This is a genomic window from uncultured Roseovarius sp. (assembly GCF_913057115.1).
Classification (GTDB): domain Bacteria; phylum Pseudomonadota; class Alphaproteobacteria; order Rhodobacterales; family Rhodobacteraceae; genus Roseovarius.
Window position 1 is genome coordinate 79,742 of record NZ_CAJXNN010000008.1, and the last position, 14,870, is coordinate 94,611.

Below are 14,870 nucleotides of genomic sequence, written 5' to 3' on the forward strand. Positions count from 1 at the left end.
TGCGACCATAACCCTTCCCGTGACGGCCATGATGACCCTAGCGGTGGCCTTGGGCAAACTCTTCTTCGGACAAGACCCCGTCACCATCGGTGTCCATCCTCTCGATCATCCGGCCCATGCGTTTGCCGCGCATTTGCTGCATCTCGGCTTTGCTCACCTTGCCGTCACCGTCCGTATCCATACGGCGCATCATGCGGTCAACCCGCTTTTCGGACCGCACCATAGCGCTGGCCAGCATTTCGTCCCGGCTTATGGCACCATCACCGTCCATGTCGGCCTCGCCGAACCGGGCCACAGCCCGCGCCTGCATCTCGTCTTGGGTGATCTTGCCGTCACCATTGGCATCGACCTCTTCAAAACTCGGGCGCTGCCCATGCCCATATTTGCCCTGCGCGATCGCCGCCGCACCGACCGTGACCACCATCGCGGCACTCACCACACCCAAAATCATTGCCTTCGCCTGCATCTGCTTTCTCCATTCAACTCGGGTCACGCCGGTCGCGCCCCTTCATTCCGGTGTCAGACTGCAGCCCATCAGGCCCCGTGCTGACCCTTCTTTCACGCAGCAGCGCCGCTTATCCGTCGCGAATTCCGAAGGTTTTCATTCACAGCCTCGTGAAGCGCCCCCGCCTTTGCGACATCCCGCCGCAAGGTCAAGGTGACACCTTCCAATCCACCCTGCCATGCCACAGGTTAGCCGGATCGTCAGGCAAGGGGAGCATGATGCCAGATACCGTACATAATCACGAAGAACGCGCCCTATGGCCCGCCGTCTGGAAAGGCTTTCGTCGCAAATGCCCCAATTGCGGCAGTGGCCCGTTGCTCAAAAGCTACCTCAAATTACGCGACAACTGCACCGTGTGCCGCGAGGATCTCAGCCATGCGCGCGCCGATGACGGCCCGGCCTATCTGACCATCCTGATCGTAGGGCATCTCATGGCCCCGCTTCTGCATATCGCCTTCGTGGTCTGGCGGCCCGAACCCTTGGTGCTGTTCACCATTTTCGCGGTTGGATGTGTCACCCTCTCGCTATACCTTCTGCCCAGATTGAAGGGGATGATCGTGGGTTTTCAATGGGCCCGCCTGATGCACGGCTTCGGCGCCACCACCTGACCCTTCACTGCGCCGCATCGGCGCCAAGGGGACAGACATGAGCAGCGAAGAGACCATCGACAAGACCGCCATCCGCAACGCCGCCACGGTGATTGCCCTGCGTGACCGGCATAACGATCCGCATGTCCTGATGGGGCAACGCGGATCAAAAGCCGCCTTCATGCCCAACAAATTCGTCTTTCCGGGCGGCGCGGTGGACGCGGGCGATGCATATGTCCCGCTGGCCCGCCCCCTTCCTGCACTCTGTGCGCAACGCCTGACCGAGGATTGCGAGGGCGACCTCTCTCACGCCCTCGCCGCCGCCGCCATCCGCGAACTTTGGGAGGAAACCGGCCTTCTGCTCGGCACGCCCGGCGAGTGGCAAGACGAGGTGCCGCACGATTGGAAAAGTTTCGCCACCCGCGGCTTCCTGCCGACAGCCCATGCCCTGCAATTCGTCTTCCGCGCCATTACCCCGCCCGGTCGCCCGCGCCGGTTCGACGCGCGGTTCTTCCTTGTCGATGCCGATGAACTGGCCACGGACCCCGATGATTTCTCCGCCGCCTGCGAGGAACTTTCGCATCTGCAATGGGTCCCCCTCGCAAAGGCGCGGGAGTTTGACCTGCCCTTCATCACCGAAGTCGTCCTTGCCGAAGTCACGGCGCGCGCGGCGGAAACCGGCCCGCCCACCTCGGTGCCCTTCTTCCGCAACGACGACGAAGCAAGCCTCTTCCTGCGCCTCGCCGGGCAAAGCCCGCTGGCCTAAGCGCCGAAATCTTTTGAAGATTTCGACGCCTTCAGATCAACACCAGCACCAAGATACTGACGGTCAATAGACCCATCCCCCAAACCTCGCGCGCCGTGATACGCTCGCGGAATACCAGCACCGAGGCCAGCACCGAAAAGATCACCTCCACCTGCCCGACGGCAAACACCAAGGCCGCCGATTGCAGGGTGAAGGCGGTGAACCAGCACAGGCTGCCCCCCATGCTTGTTACCCCCATCCAGACCGCCACACGCCGGGCTTGCCAGACGGCGCGTAACTGCCCCGCCTCGCGCCATGCCAGCCACAGGCTCAGGCCCAGCGCCTGTACTGTGCTGACCACGGCCAGCGCAAGACCGGCGCGCACCAAGGCGTCGGCGCTGTCGATCTCCAGAGTCGCCCCGCGATAGCCCACCGCCGAGACCGCGAACAAGGCCCCGGACAAAAGCCCCAAGGCCGCGCCCTTGTTGGCCACCCGCCGCAGGCTCAGCCCCGGCAGCCCCGCGTTGTCCGACAGGATCACAACCCCCACCAAACCAAGCACGATGGCCGCCAGGGCGGGCGCGCTCACCCGGTCGCCCAGAACGATAAACCCCACAAGGGCCGTCTGGATCACTTCGGTTTTCTTGAAGGTGATACCCACCGCGAAAGACCGCGCCGCAAACAGGGCCACAACACACCACGTCGCCAAAACCTGCGCCAAGGCCCCGCTCAGGGCGTAGATCCAAAAGTGACCGTTCAGCCGGGGCAGTGCCGCGCCCTGCACCCACAGATACCCCACGACCAAAGCAACCACGAAAGGCGCCGAATAGGCAAAGCGCGCCAAGGTGGCCCCACCTGCGCTCAAGCTCCCAAGGCTCAACTGTTTTTGCAGCATAAAGCGCAGCGTCTGAAACGCCGCCGCCGCAACCGAAAGGATGATCCAGGCCTCCATGAAGGCCCTCATGCCCCGTTTTTACGGCTTGGGCCAGAGCGGATGCGGCACCGGGTCTTTCGCGCGCAGCAAATGCCGGGCGAAAACCTCGCGATAAGAGGCATAGCGATAGCCATCGTTGCGCTCCAGGTAATGCGCGCGGCGCTCACGGTAGAGGGCAGGCAGGCGATACCACGGCACCTTGGGGTGCATATGGTGCACCACATGGAAATTGTTGTTCAGAAACAGCAGCGCCAAAAGTCCGCGATCCTCGATAATCACCGTCCGCCCGCGCGCCTTTTCATGGGCGCGATGTTCGAGGAAGGTGCGTATTTTCAGGATCGAAATGCCAAGATAGGCCGAGATGACATAGGCCCAGACCGGCATCGCCGAAACACTGACAACCCACCAGATCACCAGCGCCACCGCCGGGATATGCCACAGCCACGCGCGCAGCACGTCCCGCGCACCCGCCCGAATGAGCCGCCAATCGCCCTGCATGAAGGCCACTTGCGACACCACCGGCCCGATCACCATCCGCCCCAAAAGCGTATTGTTGATCAACAAGATACGCCGCACCCAGCCCGGCAGGCGGACCCATACCGTGGGGTCCATGTAATTGCTTTCCGGATCGTCATAGGGGTCGGTCAGAAACTCGTCGCGGTGGTGGGCAAGATGGGTGTCGCGGAACCGCTGATAGGGAACGAAGAGGCTCAGCGCGGGAAAAACCAAGGCCTCGTTCACCTTGTCATTCGCTGTCGGATGACCATGCAAGGCTTCATGGCACAGCGAGGAATGCAGCGCCGCAAAGACCCCGGCCATGACAACGCCCAAAGGCAGCCAAAGGTTGGCCAACCATGTGGTCGCCACGGCCCAACCGCCATAACAGACCAGCAGCAAGGCAATCGTTGGTGCCTCCTCCCGCAGTCGCGCCATGAACCGCTTACCCATAAACGCGCCCCCAGTTGATGCGCGCCCAAAGCCGCTCGTAAAGGACATACATGGTCAGGCCGATCGCGGTGTTGATCACCGCCATGGCCCCACCCACCGCCGCCGATCCGGTCATCACCAGCCCGACAAGCGACATCACGGTCAATCCCATGACATTCCACAAAACGGCTTTGACCAGCGTGCGCCGAGGCGTCTCCATGTCGTCCCTCCATTGTTTGAAACCACCTTTGGGCTACGGCAAAATCGGCCGCTCGCGCAGTCCGAATGTAGTTAACATTTTTTTGCATTGATGATATTTATCACCAATGATGGAAAAAACCGACAAACGTCTGCGCGCCGATCAATTCCGCACCCGCCTGTCCGAGGCGATGCGCGACCGCGGCACCAATCAAAGCGCGCTTGCGCGCGCCGTGGGTGTCGACCGTTCGACCATTTCCCAATTGCTCAAGGACACGGGCGCGCGCCTGCCCAATGCCCAAGTCGTGGGGGAATGCGCCCGCGCGCTCGGCGTCTCGGCCGATTGGCTTTTAGGCCTCACCGACCGGCCCGAAACCGCCGCTGATATACTGGCCAATACCATGGCCATGACCGAGGCCTCCCGCGCCCTCGTCGATGAACAGATCTTTCGCTGGCACCAAGAAGCCGCAGGCTTCAAAATCCGTCATGTGCCGGCGGGCCTGTCAGACATGCTCAAGACCCACGAGATGCTGGAATGGGAATACACCCCGCATCTGGGTCGCAGCACCCAACAGGCCATTGGTGCCTCACAGGACCGGCTGGAGTGGATGCGCAGCACGCAATCCGATTACGAAATCGCCATGCCGCTTTACGAGATCTATTCAATGGTGCGCGGCGAAGGCTATTACGCCGACCTGCCGCGCGACATTCGAACAGCCCAGGCCCAGCGCCTGATCGACGTCAGCCAGGACCTTTATCCGCGCCTGCGCGTCTATCTTTTCGATGCCCGGCGGCTCTACTCCGCGCCGATCACCATCTTCGGCCCGCAAATGGCAGTGCTCTACATCGGGCAAACCTACATGGCCTTCCGCGATACCGAACGGGTGCAGGCCCTCACCCAGCATTTCGATCATCTGGTACGTGAGGCACAGGTCACCGCCCGGCAATTCCCCGACCACCTTCGCGCGCTGTTGTCTGACATCTAACCTCTTACCGCCCCCGAAATCATTTCAGTGACCTCAGCGAGAGTCGCTTGGGAGCCTTGGGATTGAATTCGCTTGCTATGCTTTGGCACGAGACAGGGCTTTGCGAGCCAACCCGCGCCATTCACGCCGCATGAGGTGTTTGGCCATCCCGCTCTGCTGGCGCTTGATGATATGGAAGACCTGACCGACTGGCCGCACCACAGCCCCAACCCGCAGATCGACACCGCGCCGGTCTCGGCCAAACACCGCAAAACCTCTCCGATGTCGAGACGCATCCTGTCCGGATATGCCCGGTTTCGCAGGAGGCTCATTAAAAAAATCGTCATCCAAAACCCAAAACTTCAGCCCAGCTGAAACAAACTTCACCAAATTGCGTTTGATTGAATCACCCATCCGTGGCTTCCTGCCGCGTCAGATGGAATTCCAATGGTTACGCAGGACGGATGAGACATGGCTGAGACTAAACTGAACTATATCGCGGGCGAATGGGTGGCCGGACAATCCGAGATCGAAAACCGCAACCCTTCCGACCTCAGCGATCTGGAGGGCATGTATACTCAGGCCAGCCAAGACCAACTCGAAACCGCCCTCGACGCCGCCAAAGAGGCACAGGCCGAATGGGCCGCCTATGGCCTTGAGCGCAAGCAAGCGGTGCTGATGTCCATCGGCAACGAGTTGATGGCGCGCGCCGATGAACTGGGCGAATTGCTCAGCCGGGAAGAGGGCAAACCCCGCGCCGAAGGCCGGGGTGAGGTTTACCGCTCGGGTCAGCATTTCACCTATTACGCCGCCGAAATCCTGCGCCAACTGGGCCAGAACGCGCAATCCGTGCGCCCCGGCGTCGAAGTGGATATCAAGCGTGAACCGGTCGGCGTTGTCGGCGTGATCTCGCCCTGGAACTTCCCCACCGCCATTCCGGCGTGGAAAATCGCCCCCGCGCTGGCCTATGGCAACGCCGTGGTCTGGAAACCGGCCAACCTCGTGCCCGGTTCGGCCCATGCGCTGGCCGAAATCATCTCGCGTCAGGACATTCCCAAAGGTCTTGTGAACCTCGTGATGGGCTCGGGCGGCGGCATCGGTCAGGCGCTGGCCGAAAGCGCCAAGATCGACGCGATGACCTTCACCGGCTCGGTCCCCGTGGGCCGTGGCATTGCCGCCGCTGGCTTGGAAAACATGACCAAGCTGCAAATGGAAATGGGCTCCAAGAATGCGCTGGCGGTGATGGACGATGGCGATCTGGACGTGGCCGTCGCCATGACCCTCAACGGCGCCTTCAGCGGCACAGGCCAGAAATGCACCGCCTCCTCGCGCCTCGTCGTACATGAGGGCATCCATGACGCCTTCGTCGAAAAACTGGTTGCCGCCACCAAGGCGATGAAAGTGGGCCACGCGCTGGAAGAGGGCACCCAGATGGGCCCTGTGATCAGCGAAAGCCAGCTTTCGGAAAACCTCAACTGGGTCGAAAAAGGCCGCGCCGAAGGGGCCGAACTGGCCTGTGGCGGCGAACGCCTGAACATGCCGCACGAAGGCTACTACATGTCGCCGGGCGTCTTCGTGAACGCCACCAACGACATGGCGATCAGCCGCGAGGAACTTTTCGCGCCGATCACCAACGTGATCAAAGTAGGCAGCTATGACGAGGCGCTGGCCACCGTCAACGACACCCGCTTTGGCCTCAGCTCGGGGATCATCACCAGCTCGCTGGCCCGCGCGTCGCACTTCAAGCAAAACGCCCGCACCGGGATTGTCACCGTCAACCTGCCCACCGGCGGCATGGACTATCACGTGCCCTTCGGCGGGCGCGGCGACAGCTCTTACGGCCCGCGCGAACAGGGCCAAGCCGCGGCCGAGTTCTTCACCACCATGAAGACCACCTACACCGCCGCCGGCACGCCGGAGTAAAGCGCATGACCTACCGCATGGACTGCCTGCAATATGCCAACTGGTCCGAAAAGGTCTTCCGCCAGATGCGCGAAGGCGGCGTCGATGCGGTGCATGTCACCATCGCCTACCACGAGAATTTCCGCGAAACCGTCCTAAATATCGAGAAATGGAACCGCTGGTTCGAACAATTCCCCGACCTGATCTTTCACGGGGAATGGGCCAGCGACGTGGAAAAAGCCCGCGCAACCGGGCGCACGGCGATTTTCTTTGGTTTCCAAAACCCCTCGCCCATCGAGGATGACATCGGCCTTGTCGAAGTGCTGCACAAACTGGGCGCGCGCTTCATGCAACTCAGCTACAACAACCAATCGCTTCTGGCGACGGGATGTTACGAGGCCGAAGACCCGGGGCTAACCCGCATGGGCAAACAGGTCATCAAGGAGATGAACCGCGTCGGGCTGGTCGTCGACATGAGCCATTCGGCCGACCGCTCCACCATCGAGGCGGCGGAGATTTCCGAACGCCCCATCGCCGTGACCCACGCCAACCTGCACGCATGGCAACCCGCCCTTCGGAACAAGCGTGACGATGTGGTGCGTGCCGTGGTGGAAAACGGCGGCATGATGGGCTTTTCGCTTTACCCTCACCACCTCAAGGACAAGGGCGATTGCACCTTGCAGTCTTTCTGTCAGATGGTGGCGCAGGCGGCGGAGAAATTCGGGGCCGAACATTTCGGCATCGGCAGCGACCTTTGCCAAGATCAACCCGACAGCGTGGTGGAATGGATGCGCGTGGGCCGCTGGTCGAAAGAAATCGACTATGGCGAAGGCTCTGCCGCCAACCCCGGCTTCCCGCCCATGCCCGATTGGTTCCGCGATAACCGCGACTTTGGCAACATCGAAAAAGGCCTGCGCGACGTGGGCTTTTCCGACGCAGAGGTCGCCGGCCTGATGGGCGACAACTGGCACCGTTTCTTTGCAGAAAACTTCACCCCGGCCAACGCGCAGCCGGACTCGTAAGGGCCCCTAGCCCGCCATTGGGATGTTCACAGGGAGGAAAGAATGTCCGACACCACCCAAACAACGCAGGCGGGCCAATCCCACTTGCACCACATCAACAAGCCGCTATTCGCCATCACCGGCGGCTTCATCGCCGCCTTCTGTCTGGTAGCGCTTTATGACCTCGACCTGCTCTCATCCATGGTCGACGCGGGCTTTGCCTTCTCGGCCAAATATTTTGGCCTCTACTGGCAAATCCTTCTGCTGGCGACCTTCCTGATTGGCCTTGTTCTGGTCATCCTGCCGGGCGGCAAGGCGATCATGGGCAACCTTGCCGCGCCGGAATTCCCGGTGTTCCAATGGGGTGCGATGATCATGTGCACCCTGCTGGCCGGCGGCGGTGTCTTCTGGGCCGCGGGCGAGCCGATGGCGCATTTCCTCTCCTCCCCGCCCTACTTCGGCGCCGAAAGCGGCACCCCGGACGCGGTCAATTCCGCGCTGGCGCAAAGCTTCATGCACTGGGGCTTTCTGGCATGGGCCATATTGGGCGCGCTGACCACCGTGATGCTGATGCATTACCACTATGAAAAGGGCCTGCCGCTGTCGCCGCGCACCCTGCTTTACCCGGTCTTCGGGGACAAAGCGATCAACGGCCCTATCGGCCTGATTGCCGATGCCTCCTGCATCATCGCCGTGGTGGCGGGCACCGTTGGCCCGATTGGTTTTCTGGGCCTGCAAGTCAGCTATGGCCTGAATGACCTTTTCGGTATCCCCGACACCTTCACCACACAGGCACTTGTCATCCTTGCGCTGGTGGCGATCTACACCCTCTCGGCGGCCACGGGCCTTTCGAAAGGCATCCAGATCCTCAGCCGCTTCAACGTCATCCTTGCCGCGCTCTTGCTGCTTTTCATGCTGGTCGCCGGGTCCACCGGGTTCATCTTCAAAGGCTTCTTTGGCGGCATGACCACCTATATCTCCGATTTCTTCGGCATGGCGCTTTACCGCGGCGAAGCCGGCATCTTCGGCGATCCCGGCTGGCTGGGCTGGTGGACCGTGTTCTTCTGGGGCTGGTTCCTTGGCTATGGCCCGCTGATGGCGATGTTCATCGCGCGCATCTCGCGCGGGCGCTCGATCCGCTCGATCGTCATCATGCTGTCGATCGTGGCGCCCATCGTCACGGCCTTCTGGTTCACCATCGTCGGCGGCACCGGCATCAACGCGGAACTGACCAACCCCGGCACGGTCTCCACGGCGTTTGAGGGCTTCAACCTGCCGGCCGCCCTGCTGGCAATCACCCAATCGCTGCCGATGGGCTTTATCGTCTCGGTGCTGTTCCTGATCCTGACCACCGTCTTCGTGGCCACAACGGGCGACTCGATGACCTATGTGATCTCGGTCGCCATGTCGAATGAAGACCGCCCCGCCCTGCCGGTGCGCCTCTTCTGGGGCGTGGCCATGGGCGTCATGGCCCTGATCCTGATCTACACAGGCTCCGGCGGCGTCGGCAAACTGCAAAGCTTCATCGTCGTCACCGCCGTGCCGGTGTCGCTGGTGCTGCTGCCCTCGCTCTGGGATGCGCTGCGCATCACCCTCGCCAAAGGACGCGAGGCGCAAAACTGACAAAATCCTAGGGCGGCCTTAACGGGCCGCCCTATATGTTTCTGACATAGGAAGGAGGAGCCTTATGGAACAAACCGCCGGAAAACCCATTCCCCCGCGTGACCCCAACCATGTGATGCAACTGCATCGCCTCGGCTCCTTCCATCAATCCCGCCTCAGCTTCATGCGCATCCTGCTGCGCCGGCTGGAGGGTGAGGGCTGGACCTTCGACCGCCCCGTGTTCGACATCAACGCAAAAGGCGTTGGCCGCGCGGTCTATTCCGCCCATGGCCCCGACCGCAGCTATAGCCTTGTCGCCTTCGCCAATGACTTGCCGCCCGAAAAACGCTCGGACCGGGTGATTGCCACAGAATGGGATGCCACCTTTACCCTGTTCGATGGCGTACCCACCACTGAAGACCTTGACCGCCTCGCCGATAACGTGCCGAAACAAGAGGCCGGGCGCGTCTCGGAAAAAGAACTCTCGCTCAGCCGCGCCAACCGCTCGGTCCGGCTTTGGGATCACGTGGTCGATTGCCTCTCAAAAGGCCAACAACCCGACCGCCAGAAAGTGGCCGATGTGGGCTACCTCATGCGCACCACGGCCGTTTACGGCTCGGGCAAATTCGGCGCGGCGGATCGCGAAATGACCGCCGACCGCCCCGAATTCCTGGCCCCCTTCCAAGTCGAAATGCTCTCGGTCTTCCTCACCCGCGCCTTCGTCATGGACCTCGTGGAACATATGGCCAAGATGCGCGCCCCCGACACCGCCGTGCCGCTTGACCCTGACCTGCGCCGCCGCTTCGGCATCGGCAATTCCACCGGGCTTGGCATGGCCCCCTTCCTGCTCAACCACCCCGCTCTTCTCAACAACTGGATCGGCGCGCGGGAGGAGGCGCTCTCGCGCATCCGCAGCCTTGAAACCGCCCATGCGACCGAGGTGGAAACCTTCCGCCGCTTCGCCCTGCGCGCGCGCCTGCATGCCGAGGAATGGACCTCCGAACACCCGGTTCAAATCGAAAAACTCGCTGCTCTACGCAAGGATATGGCCACCCTGCTGGCCCATCTCGACAGTCTTGACCTGACCGCCGACATGCCCTGGAACCGCCTCTGGCTCTGGGCCGAAGGGGCGCTTTCGGTCGAGGGCCAGGAACTTCTGGCCTCGCTGCTGATGGAACCCTACCCGCATCTGGTGGACGGCATGGCAACCTGCATGGCCGCCGATGAACCCGCCACATGGCGCATCAACGGGGCCATGCCGCTGGAGGAGTTGCGCGCATTGGTCAAGGATATCTACGGCTGGGCGCTCGACATCGACTGGACCGCACGCGAGGCACAGGCCCGCGTCTGGTACACCTCCGAGGCCAAACTCGAACCCCGCCTCGGCGAACGCTTCGAGGAAGATCTGGACGCCTACGAACAACCCCTCTGCCCGGGACGCGACGCCGCGCGCATGCATGCCGACCTGCAAGCCTCAAACGAGGCCACAGTCGCCGGGTTCCTCATGCGCCACCCCGAACACCGCCATGTCGCCCGCCGCGCACAGATCGCGGGCCGCCTGCCCTATGCCGAAATCCGCGACAACACCATTGATGCCAGTGTCATGCCCATCGACATGCTGCGCCTGAAACTCAGCTTTTTCGGGGCCTGCCATTTCGACCCACGCTCGGACCGCTGGCTGCGGATCAACATGTACCAACACGCCCCCTTCCCCCATGAACTGGGCGACCGCTCCGGCGATGACTGGGCCTATCCGTTTCTGAAGGAGGGCGTTGTATGAGCTGGTCTTTGAACGAAATCGAAACCCTCTCGCGCAAGGCCGCACGCGGCGCGGGGCTTAGCTGGGGCTTGGCCGAAGAGGCGGGCAAGGCCGCCCGCTGGCTTACCGCCGCCGGGCTGCCCGGGCCGCAGGTGCTGGCCGATCTGCTGACGCGTAATGACGGGGCCGACTATGAAACCCTCTGCCCTATGGAAGCCGAGGAAGACGCATGGGTCGCCAAGGGCGGCACGCTTTGCCCGCTGATCTCCGGCGCGGTGCTCTGCGACAACGCCCAACGACTGGGCGCTGGCGAACTGACCTTGGGCCGCACCGCAGCCCCGATGCTGCTTTTGCCCTATCTCGACGCAGCCGCCCAACAGTGCGGCACGGCGCTGACCATACGCTGGAACGGCACCGCCATCACCCTGGGCGACAGCGCCCAAACTTCCGGCCAAGGCCTTGACGCCGCGCTGGCCGAAGGCATCACCATCACCGCGGGCACAAGCGACCAAACCGGCACCGCCTTGCAAAAGCAAACCCGCGGCGACATGCCCGCCGAGGTGGCCAAAACCCTCACCGCCTTCGCCGAACGCACCTATGCCCCGGAAACCGAGGCAAGCCGCCTCTCGGGCGCTGGCGCGGGCCTGACGGATAACGACTAAACCACCAGCAAGGCCTTTCGAAAGGCCTTGCCAAAGCGCCTTGCAAGGCGCTTGCCCAAGCGGTTTCCAAAACCGCTTCGCCCAAGGATTTTCGAAAATCCTTGCCCCCTACCCCGTATCCAGTCCCGAAATCGTGACCGCGCCCCGCAGCCAACCGTGTTAGGCTCAAACCAAAGGCGGGTCGTCCGCCGTTGCCAGAGTCCCGCCGCAACCTGCCCGGGCCGAGCCTTCTGCTCAGCCCGCCGGATAAAGGAGGGAACTATGGTTAAAACAATCGGCAATCCGCTATCTTGGGCCGCACAGGGCCTTTCAGGCGCAGGCCATATGGTCGGCGACGCGACTGATGCGCTTCGCGGCGAGGTCACTCAGCCGCCAGAGGTCAAAACCCTCACCATCGAAGATCTTGGGCTGGCCCTCCGCAAGGGCTATGAGGATTTCAAACGCTTCCGCAGCGACGTGATGTTTCTGGTGCTGATCTACCCGATCATCGGGGTTTGCCTATCCGTCATCGCCTTCAATCAAGCGCTCCTGCCGATGCTCTTTCCGCTTGGCGCGGGCTTCCTGCTTCTGGGCCCCATCGCCGCCGTCGGCCTTTATGAGATGAGCCGCCGGGGCGAACGCGATACCGATGTCGGATGGGGCGCGGCCCTTTCGGTACTCAAGGCGCAAAACGTCGGCCCGATCCTTGTCATGGCGCTTTACCTGATTGGGATTTTCCTGCTCTGGATCCTCTCGGCCATGCAGATTTATCACTGGAACTTGGGCCCTCAACCGCCCGAAAGCCTTGGCCAATTCGCCCTTGATATCGCCACCACCGGCGCGGGCTGGATGATGGTGATCTTGGGCATGACCGTGGGCGCCTGCTTTGCCGCGCTTGTGCTCGCCATCAGCCTGACAACCCTGCCAATGCTGATCGACCAGCGCGTCGGCCTGGTCATCGCCGTGATAACCTCTCTCCGCGTGGCCCGGAAAAACCCGGTCACCGTCGCCACATGGGGCCTGATCGTGGCCGCGTCCATGCTGCTTGGCACCCTGCCCTTTTTCCTTGGGCTGATCGTCGTGCTCCCGATCCTTGGACACGCCACGTGGTATATCTACCGCGCCGCCGTGCCGCGCGGGTAAGCAAAAAGGCCGGGGCACCACCTGCCCCGGCCCGCCTGCTTCCAAGCTACCCGGCTCAGAATTGCCAAAGCGCCGGAACAAAGCGATAGGCATCGCCATCGCGCTGCACATGCCCCACCCCGGGGAAGGGGAAGTGATAGCCCAGAATAGCAATCCGGTCCTCGGCGCACATATCCAACAAACGCTTACGCGTGGCCACGGTCTGTTCCCCATCGCTGTCAAAACCGTTGTACCATTCGGGATGGGCGAAATTCGTATAGGCGTGGCTCATGCAATCGCCCAAGGCAATCAGCGATTGATCACCGCTATCCACCCGCAGGGCCATGTGCCCCGGCGTGTGGCCGGGCGTGCCGATCATGGTCAGGCCCGGCACCACCTCGTGCCCATCCTGCACCAAAGTCCACTCCGCCCCGTCCACGTTGATCGAATTCACCGCCCCCAGCACGAACTGTTGGTCCTCGGGGGCCACCCGGTCCACCAACCCGTCCTGCATCCAATGGTCATGCTCGGCCTCACCCATCAGGTATTCGGCATCCGGGATGATCGCCTCGTCAAACCCATCGCGAATACCCCAGATATGATCGGGGTGGGCGTGGGTGATCACCACATGGGTGATGGCATAGGGATCAATCCCCGCGGCCTCCAAGTTGCCCATCAGCTTACCGGCGTTCTCCATGAACCGGTTGCCCGATCCCACATCAACCAGAACCCGTGCATCGCCCACTTCCACATACAGGTGGTTGGTATGCGAGTAGCCCAATTCTGGCGACAGGAAATGCCGCTTGAGGAAGGCCTGAACCTCTGCCGGGTCGGCATTCACGCCCAAGCCGCTGGTCGGCAAGCGGAAATAGCCGTCTGAGACCACCGTCACCCGCGCATCCCCCACCGAAAAGCGGAAATGCGATGGGTTTTCACCCTCCGGCGCGCCAAGCTCGGCCCGCGCCGCCATCGGCATGGCCAAGGCCGGGGCCGCTGCGGCCATTTTGAACAGGTCGCGACGTGTGGGTTTGAACAGGCTCATGGTTTCCCTCCCTATGGTGATTTGCCACAAGGATAGGGGCCACGCCCGATTACGCAATATGTTTTGTGAATATGTTGACCGCTGGCTTAACTCATCTCGTTCAGCCGCGCCACATAACGCGCCAGCGTATCGATCTCCAGATTGACCATATCGCCCAGGCTGACATCCCCCCAAGTCGTCACCTCCTTGGTATGCGGGATGAAATTGATCCCGAACTCAAGGCCCTCGACTTCGTTCACTGTCAGCGATGTACCATTCAAAGCAACCGAGCCTTTGGGGGCGATAAACTTGGCCAGGCTCTCGGGCGCGCGCAGGGTGACGCGGGTGCTGTCACCCTCATCGGTGATGGCCACGACCTCGGCCAGACCATCCACATGGCCCGACACGATATGCCCCCCCAATTCATCGCCCACCTTCAGGGCGCGCTCAAGGTTCACCCGGCGGCCTTCGGTCCAAGCCTCAAGGTTGGTTTTGGAAACGGTTTCGGCGCTGATATCCACGTCGAACCAATCCTCGCCCTTGTCCACCACCGTCAGGCAAACCCCGTCACAGGCGATCGAGGCCCCCATATCCACGCCCGACATATCATAGGCGGTGCCGATCCGCGCCCGCAGATCACCGCGCTTTTCCAAGGCCCGTACCCGGCCCACATCCGTCACAATCCCGGTGAACATGGCGTTTTACCCCTTTTGGTCTTTCCTCCGAGGTAACGCTCCGGGCCGCGAACGGCAAGTGCGGAACGACGGCAGATCATATGTCGGTGGGGCGGACTGTCCTTCGTCAAGCGCGCAAGCCTTGCAAGCCAAATTTCAAGCACATCCGACATTCAAACGCGCCCGCATAAAGGTCAGCGATGCGGGACGAAGCTGCCGCCCGAGGATCGCGAAAGGATTGCCGTCGAGCGCAACCGCCCGGCGCAGTCCGGGCATCGCCCGACCTC

Annotated in this window: 16 protein-coding genes; 9 read left to right on the plus strand and 7 right to left on the minus strand. The window is 62.1% G+C overall.

All coding sequences use genetic code 11. The annotated features are described in order from the left end of the window. Positions 1-37 precede the first annotated feature (37 nt). Positions 38-466 carry an EF-hand domain-containing protein gene (locus QZ498_RS05540; RefSeq protein WP_294620738.1) on the minus strand — a complete coding sequence of 143 codons (429 nt, stop codon included), beginning with the start codon at positions 464-466 and terminating at the stop codon, positions 38-40. A 257-nt stretch (positions 467-723) separates the two neighbouring features. On the opposite strand from QZ498_RS05540, the gene QZ498_RS05545 reads away from it, so the two are divergent. Together QZ498_RS05545 and QZ498_RS05550 are read left to right on the plus strand one after the other, a co-directional pair. Next, positions 724-1,113, plus strand: coding sequence for a DUF983 domain-containing protein (locus QZ498_RS05545; RefSeq protein ID WP_294620739.1), 390 nt, complete (start codon positions 724-726; stop codon positions 1,111-1,113). A 37-nt stretch (positions 1,114-1,150) separates the two neighbouring features. Continuing rightward, on the plus strand, positions 1,151-1,858 hold the full coding sequence (locus tag QZ498_RS05550) for an NUDIX hydrolase (protein WP_294620740.1): 708 nt from the start codon (positions 1,151-1,153) through the stop codon (positions 1,856-1,858). Between the two features lie 31 nt (positions 1,859-1,889). On the opposite strand, the gene QZ498_RS05555 is transcribed toward QZ498_RS05550, so the two are convergent. The 3 genes from QZ498_RS05555 to QZ498_RS05565 are packed head-to-tail and all read right to left on the minus strand — an operon-like array spanning position 1,890 to position 3,918. Further along, a complete protein-coding gene (locus QZ498_RS05555; RefSeq protein ID WP_294620741.1) occupies positions 1,890-2,789 on the minus strand; it encodes a DMT family transporter in 900 nt (299 codons plus the stop codon). Between the two features lie 21 nt (positions 2,790-2,810). Further along, positions 2,811-3,719, minus strand: coding sequence for a fatty acid desaturase (locus QZ498_RS05560; protein ID WP_294620742.1), 909 nt, complete (start codon positions 3,717-3,719; stop codon positions 2,811-2,813). Beyond that, positions 3,712-3,918 (minus strand): DUF2061 domain-containing protein, encoded by a 207-nt coding sequence (locus QZ498_RS05565; protein WP_294620743.1) that lies wholly within the window; start codon positions 3,916-3,918, stop codon positions 3,712-3,714. The genes QZ498_RS05560 and QZ498_RS05565 overlap by 8 nt, the downstream gene beginning before the upstream one ends. Before the next feature lie 106 nt (positions 3,919-4,024). On the opposite strand from QZ498_RS05565, the gene QZ498_RS05570 reads away from it, so the two are divergent. After that, positions 4,025-4,882 carry a helix-turn-helix transcriptional regulator gene (locus tag QZ498_RS05570; protein WP_294620744.1) on the plus strand — a complete coding sequence of 286 codons (858 nt, stop codon included), beginning with the start codon at positions 4,025-4,027 and terminating at the stop codon, positions 4,880-4,882. Positions 4,883-4,957: 75 nt separating this feature from the next. Here QZ498_RS05570 and QZ498_RS05575 read toward each other — a convergent pair whose 3' ends face one another. Further along, positions 4,958-5,275, minus strand: a complete 318-nt coding sequence (locus tag QZ498_RS05575; RefSeq protein WP_294620745.1) for a hypothetical protein — start codon at positions 5,273-5,275, stop codon at positions 4,958-4,960. A gap of 57 nt (positions 5,276-5,332) precedes the next feature. On the opposite strand from QZ498_RS05575, the gene QZ498_RS05580 reads away from it, so the two are divergent. The 6 genes from QZ498_RS05580 (at position 5,333) to QZ498_RS05605 (ending at position 12,909) form a co-directional block, all read left to right on the plus strand. Beyond that, complete coding sequence (locus QZ498_RS05580; RefSeq protein ID WP_294620746.1) at positions 5,333-6,784, plus strand: aldehyde dehydrogenase family protein; 1,452 nt, start codon at positions 5,333-5,335, stop codon at positions 6,782-6,784. A gap of 5 nt (positions 6,785-6,789) precedes the next feature. Next, the gene (locus QZ498_RS05585; RefSeq protein WP_294620747.1) at positions 6,790-7,785 is read left to right on the plus strand and encodes a membrane dipeptidase; all 996 of its coding nucleotides are present in this window, start codon (positions 6,790-6,792) and stop codon (positions 7,783-7,785) included. Between the two features lie 42 nt (positions 7,786-7,827). Further along, positions 7,828-9,387, plus strand: a complete 1,560-nt coding sequence (locus QZ498_RS05590; RefSeq protein WP_294620748.1) for a BCCT family transporter — start codon at positions 7,828-7,830, stop codon at positions 9,385-9,387. Positions 9,388-9,451: 64 nt separating this feature from the next. Beyond that, positions 9,452-11,146, plus strand: a complete 1,695-nt coding sequence (locus QZ498_RS05595) for a hypothetical protein (protein ID WP_294620749.1) — start codon at positions 9,452-9,454, stop codon at positions 11,144-11,146. Further along, the gene (locus QZ498_RS05600) at positions 11,143-11,787 is read left to right on the plus strand and encodes a DUF3726 domain-containing protein (RefSeq protein ID WP_294620750.1); all 645 of its coding nucleotides are present in this window, start codon (positions 11,143-11,145) and stop codon (positions 11,785-11,787) included. The genes QZ498_RS05595 and QZ498_RS05600 overlap by 4 nt, the downstream gene beginning before the upstream one ends. A gap of 261 nt (positions 11,788-12,048) precedes the next feature. Next, positions 12,049-12,909: a DUF2189 domain-containing protein gene (locus tag QZ498_RS05605; protein ID WP_294620751.1), complete on the plus strand. Its 861-nt coding sequence runs from the start codon at positions 12,049-12,051 to the stop codon at positions 12,907-12,909. Positions 12,910-12,964: 55 nt separating this feature from the next. On the opposite strand, the gene QZ498_RS05610 is transcribed toward QZ498_RS05605, so the two are convergent. Next, positions 12,965-13,930 (minus strand): MBL fold metallo-hydrolase, encoded by a 966-nt coding sequence (locus tag QZ498_RS05610; RefSeq protein ID WP_294620752.1) that lies wholly within the window; start codon positions 13,928-13,930, stop codon positions 12,965-12,967. Between the two features lie 86 nt (positions 13,931-14,016). Next, positions 14,017-14,604, minus strand: a complete 588-nt coding sequence (locus QZ498_RS05615; RefSeq protein WP_294620753.1) for a riboflavin synthase — start codon at positions 14,602-14,604, stop codon at positions 14,017-14,019. Between the last annotated feature and the right edge of the window lie 266 nt (positions 14,605-14,870).